Origin of the sequence: Streptomyces laculatispora (assembly GCF_017353455.1) — a bacterium.
Classification (GTDB): Bacteria; Actinomycetota; Actinomycetes; order Streptomycetales; family Streptomycetaceae; genus Streptomyces; species Streptomyces laculatispora.
Window position 1 is genome coordinate 1 of the sequence record NZ_JAFMPZ010000649.1, and the last position, 4,985, is coordinate 4,985.

Annotated in this window: 5 protein-coding genes; 3 read left to right on the plus strand and 2 right to left on the minus strand. The window is 74.0% G+C overall.

The annotated features are described in order from the left end of the window. The first annotated feature begins 17 nt into the window (after window positions 1-17). The 3 genes from J1C73_RS33825 (at window position 18) to J1C73_RS33835 (ending at window position 3,118) form a co-directional block, all read left to right on the plus strand. Entirely contained in the window at window positions 18-1,277 is a 1,260-nt protein-coding gene (locus J1C73_RS33825; RefSeq protein ID WP_207319704.1) for an MAB_1171c family putative transporter, read from the plus strand. Beyond that, window positions 1,274-1,930, plus strand: a complete 657-nt coding sequence (locus J1C73_RS33830) for a hypothetical protein (protein WP_207319701.1) — start codon at window positions 1,274-1,276, stop codon at window positions 1,928-1,930. Before J1C73_RS33825 ends, J1C73_RS33830 begins: the two co-directional genes overlap by 4 nt. A 126-nt stretch (window positions 1,931-2,056) precedes the next feature. Further along, window positions 2,057-3,118, plus strand: coding sequence for an NAD-dependent epimerase/dehydratase family protein (locus J1C73_RS33835; RefSeq protein ID WP_207319702.1), 1,062 nt, complete (start codon window positions 2,057-2,059; stop codon window positions 3,116-3,118). Window positions 3,119-3,154: 36 nt separating this feature from the next. On the opposite strand, the gene J1C73_RS33840 is transcribed toward J1C73_RS33835, so the two are convergent. After that, window positions 3,155-4,261, minus strand: a complete 1,107-nt coding sequence (locus J1C73_RS33840) for a sensor histidine kinase (RefSeq protein ID WP_123460312.1) — start codon at window positions 4,259-4,261, stop codon at window positions 3,155-3,157. Then, window positions 4,258-4,985 (minus strand): response regulator transcription factor (locus J1C73_RS33845; RefSeq protein WP_207319703.1); only part of this gene is annotated, 728 nt, incomplete at its 5' end. The genes J1C73_RS33840 and J1C73_RS33845, both read right to left, overlap by 4 nt.

Consider the following 4,985-nt stretch of genomic DNA (forward strand, 5'->3'; position numbering starts at 1 on the left):
CCCCGAGGACGTCCGCCGTGACCCCGCTCGACCTCGCCGGCTACCTGATAGCCGGCCTGATGACAGCCGTCGCCCTGTGGCGCATGCCGGCCGCCCTCTGGGGCGACGAGGAGGACAGACGCCGCCGGGCCCTGTGGGGCTGCTACGCGGGATTCGCCGCCGCCCTGTGGACCAAGACCCGGGTCGTGCGCATCGGGCTCAACGACAGCTCCGTCACCGACCTCTCGGTGCTGATCAAGCACTACACGGCGACCGTCGCGATCCTGGCCATCCTCAGCTACATCGTCGCCATCTACGGCCAGTACGCCGACGCCGGGGACGTCCCGCGGCACGTGCGGTTCGCCCGGCTGATCCAGCAGGTCGCCGCGAAGGCGTCCATCGCCACGCTGGTGCTGCTGACGGTGCTGTTCTTCACGGTCGTCGACCGTTCCGTCCCCTCGGACCGCTTCGTCGCCGACCACGCCGGGCAGTGGGGCGCGACGCTCTACATGAGCGTGTTCTACCTCTACCTCGGCACCGCCTCCGCCGTCTGCGCCTACCAGTGGGCGCTGGCCACCGCGAGCGCCGGGCTGCGCCGGCTGCGGATCGGCCTCGGCATGATGACGTTCGCGATGTTCATCGGGGTCGGATACACCGTCAGCCGGACGCTGTTCCTCTGGGTGAGCGTGATCGACCCGCCGAGCGAGGCCTTCGCGCTGGACTTCGACGAGATCACCGAGGCCTCGCAGGTCGTGCTGTTCACCTTCTTCGCGGTGGGCGCCTCCATCCCCGCCCTGAGCAACGTCCGCCGCCGGGCGAAGCTCTGGCGCGCCCAGGTGCGACTGCACGCGCTCTGGTACGAGTTGATGGCGGCCTTCCCCGACCAGCCCTTCGACCCCCCGGCATCGCTGATCCGCGAGCTGACCCGGTTCGACACCCCGGCGGACCTGCGGATCGACCGCTGGGCGGCGGACATCGCCGACGCGGTGGAGAAGCTGCGCCACTACGCCCCCGACACCCTCCTCGCGGCCGCCGGGGCCGCCGCCGAGGCCGGCACCACCGACCGGGAGCGCACGGGACCGCTCACGGACGCGTACTGGATCAAGGCGGCCCTCGCGGCCCACGGCGACGGTGCGGCCCCGGGGGACGCGGCCGCCGTCGGCACCCAGCACGCGACCGACCAGGACGGCGAGGTCGCCTGGCTGGTCCGGGTCGCCGCCGCGTACCGGACGGTCACGGCGGAACGGGCCCGGCAGGTCCTGGAGTCCTCCGCAGCAGCCAAGGAGCAGACAGCATGAGCACCGCCGACACGTCCGACACCGCCAACAGCGCCGACGCGTCCGGCCCGTCCGACACCGCCGACAGCGCGGGGACCGCCGCCCGCACCACCTCCACCGCCCGTACGGTGACCGATGTCTTCCAGCCACGTAATCTCCTGCTCGCCGGGATGCTCGCGACCGGATTCGCGGCGGCGGGCGAGTGGACGGGGCTGCTGTGGGGACTGCTCGGCGCCCTGTGCGCCGGGATCGTCCCGGCCGGCTACATCGAGTGGGAGCGCGGACGCGGCACCTGGGGCGACCGCCATGTCGTCGACCGCACCAAGCGGGCCCCGATCTTCCTCGTCATCCTCGGCTCCATCGGCACCGGTTCGGCGGTCATGGTGCTGGGCGGCGCCCCCACCGGCATCCTGACCGCGATGCTCGGGCTCTGGGCGATGACCGTCGTCCTGCTGGCCGTGAACACGGTCTGGAAGATCTCGGTGGACGCCTCGGTCGCCTCGGCCGTCGTCGCCCTGCTCGCCGTGGTCCATTCGCCGTGGTGGCTGTTCGGGTACCTGATGACGGCCGCCGTGTGCTGGTCACGGGTCGCGCTCGGCTACCACACGGTCGGCCAGGTGACCGCCGGGACCGCGCTGGGCGCGGCCACGGCCTGCGCGTTCCTGTTCGGCTGAGCCGTCCGGGGGCGGGAAGAGGGGGACGCCGGAAGCCGTCCCGCCGAACGGGTCGGTTCTTACGGTCCCGTGACGTGCCGACCGCGCAACCGCGCCCACCGGCCGCCGCGCCCTAGCGTTGCGCTCATGCGCGTACTGGTCACCGGCGGAGCCGGGTTCATCGGGTCGGAGATCGTCCGGACCCTCACATCGGCCGGGCACGAGGCGGTGGTGCTCGACGCCCTGCTCCCCTCGGCGCACGGCGAGGGAGCGGACCGGCGGGCCGACAGCCGGCTGATCGTGGCGGACGTGCGCGACCGCGAGGCCGTGGACCGCGCACTGACCGGCATCGACGCCGTGTGCCACCAGGCGGCGATGGTCGGCCTGGGCAAGGACTTCGCGGACGCCCCGCAGTACGTCGGGTGCAACGATCTCGGGACGGCCGTGCTGCTCGCCGCCGCGGCCGCGGCCGGGGTGCGGAGCCTGGTGCTCGCCGGATCGATGGTGGTCTACGGCGAGGGCCGCTACGACTGCCGGCTCCACGGGCCGGTCCGGCCGGGGCCGAGGGCGCAGTCCGATCTGGCCGCGGGCCGGTTCGAGCCGCTCTGCCCGTCCTGCGGTACGGAGCTGACCCCGGGGCTCGTCGGCGAGGACGCGCCCGTGGACCCGCGCAATGTGTACGCGACGACCAAGCTCGCCCAGGAACACCTCGCCTCCTCCTGGGCCCGCGCCACCGGCGGGCGGGCGCTGTCGCTGCGCTACCACAACGTGTACGGGCCGGGGATGCCGCGCGACACCCCGTACGCGGGAGTGGCCTCGTTCTTCCGCTCGTCCCTGGCCCGGGGCGAGGCGCCGCAGGTCTTCGAGGACGGCGCCCAGCGGCGGGACTTCGTCCATGTGCGGGACGTGGCGTCCGCGAACGCGGTGGCGCTGGAGGCCGTTGCCGGGCTCCGGCCGGGCGACTTCGCCGCGTACAACACCGGGAGCGGGGAGCCGCACACCATCGGCGAGATGGCCGCGGCGCTGGCGTCGGCCCACGGCGGCCCGGCCCCGGTGGTCACCGGTGAGTACCGGCTCGGGGACGTACGCCATGTCACGGCCGACTCCCGGCGGCTCCGCGACGAGCTGGGCTGGAAGCCCGCGGTGGGCTTCGCCGAGGGGATGGCGCAGTTCGCGGCGGCCCCGCAGCGGGACATGGCCACGAGCTGACCGGCCCACTGCCCCGCGTCCGCCACCCCCGCACGCTCACGCCACCGGCAGGGTGACCTCGAAGCAGCAGCCGCCGGTGACGTTGCGGACCTCGGCCCGGCCGGCGTGCGCCTCGACGATCCCGCGCACGATGGCGAGCCCGAGACCCGCGCCGGCCGGGGGCGTACGGGCGTGGCTGCCGCGCCATCCGGTGTCGAAGACCCTGGCCAGGTCCTCCTCCGGGATGCCGCCGCAGCCGTCGGTCACCGACAGGACCACACCGCCGCCCGTGCGTTGCGCGGCCACCGCCACGGTGCCGTCGGCGGGGGTGCGGCGGATCGCGTTGATCAGGAGGTTGCCCAGGACCCGGCTCATCTCCTTGCCGTCGACCTCGACGGGCACCGCCTCGATCCGGTCGCCGACCAGCCGTACGCCGTGCTCGCGGGCCAGCGGGTCGGCGCCGGCGAGCGCGTCGCCCACCAGGTCGTACACGGAGATCCGGGTGGGGGTCAGGGTGAGCGAACCGGCGTGGATGCGGGAGAGCTCGAAGAGGTCGCCGACCATGTCGTTCATACGCTCCACCTCGGTGCGTATCTGCCGCAGATAGCGCCGCGAGTCGACGGCCATGCCGTCCTCCAGCGCCTCCGACATGGCCCGCAGTCCGGCGAGCGGGGTACGCAGATCGTGCGAGATCCAGGCGACGAGTTCCCGTCGCGAGGTCTCCAGGGCGCGCTCCCGTTCGCGTGAGCTGTCGAGCTTGGCGCTGGTGGCGGCCAGCTCGCGGGTGAGCGCGGCGAGTTCGGCGGTGGCCGGGGCCGCGGGGGCCGCGAAGGTGCCACCGTCGCCGAAGGAGCGGGCGGCGAGGGTCAGGTCGCGGCTCCGCGCGGCCACCCACCGGCCGAGCAGCATCGCGGTGAGGAGCGAGACGACGGCAGCCATGGCGACGACGGTCGTGACCACCTGGAGGTCGTGCGGCGACAGGAACATCGCCCAGGCGACGGCCAGCGTCCCGGCGAGCATCGCGGTCACGGCGACGGCGGCGACGACGGTCAGCGAGACGACGAGCGAGCGGTGCCGGAAGAACCGCAGCACGAGCGCGCCCAGCAGCCCTGCCGCCGCCGCGCCCAGGAACGCGAAGAGCGCGATGAGGAGCATGTCGGTCATGACGGCGCTCCGGAGGCGTCGGGGGCGCCGGCCGGCAGGTCCAGGCGGTAGCCCACACCCCAGACCGTACGGATCAGCTCCGGGCGGGCCGGGTCCGCCTCGGCCTTGCCGCGCAGCCGGCGCACATGAACCGTCACGGTCGACAGGTCGCCGAAGTCCCAGCCCCAGACCTCGCGCATCAGCTCCTCCCGGGTGAAGACCCGGCCCGGGTGGCGCAGCAGGAAGGCGAGCAGGTCGAACTCGCGCAGGGTGAGGGCCAGCACCCGGCCGTCCCGGCTCGCGCGCCTGGCCGCCGGGTCGAGGACCAGGCCCGCGCCCTCGATCAGCGCCGAGCGGCCGGCGGGTACGGCGGCCGCGCCGGCGCGGCGCAGCACGGAGTCGACACGCAGGACGAGTTCGCGGGGGCTGAACGGCTTGGTGACGTAGTCGTCCGCCCCCGTCTCCAGGCCGAGGATGCGGTCGTCCTCGTCACCGCGCGCGGTCAGCATGATCACGGGCACCGGTCCGTGTGCCCGCATCCGGCGGCAGACCTCGAAGCCGTCCATGCCGGGCAGCATCAGGTCCAGCACCACCAGGTCGGCGCGGCGGCGGGCGAAGCACTCCAGCGCGGCCGGGCCGTCCGCCGCGCGGGCCACGTCGTAGCCGGCACCGGTCAGGTATCCGGCGACGACCTCGGAGACGGTCGGATCGTCGTCCACGACGAGAACGTGGCCGGGGACGGGGG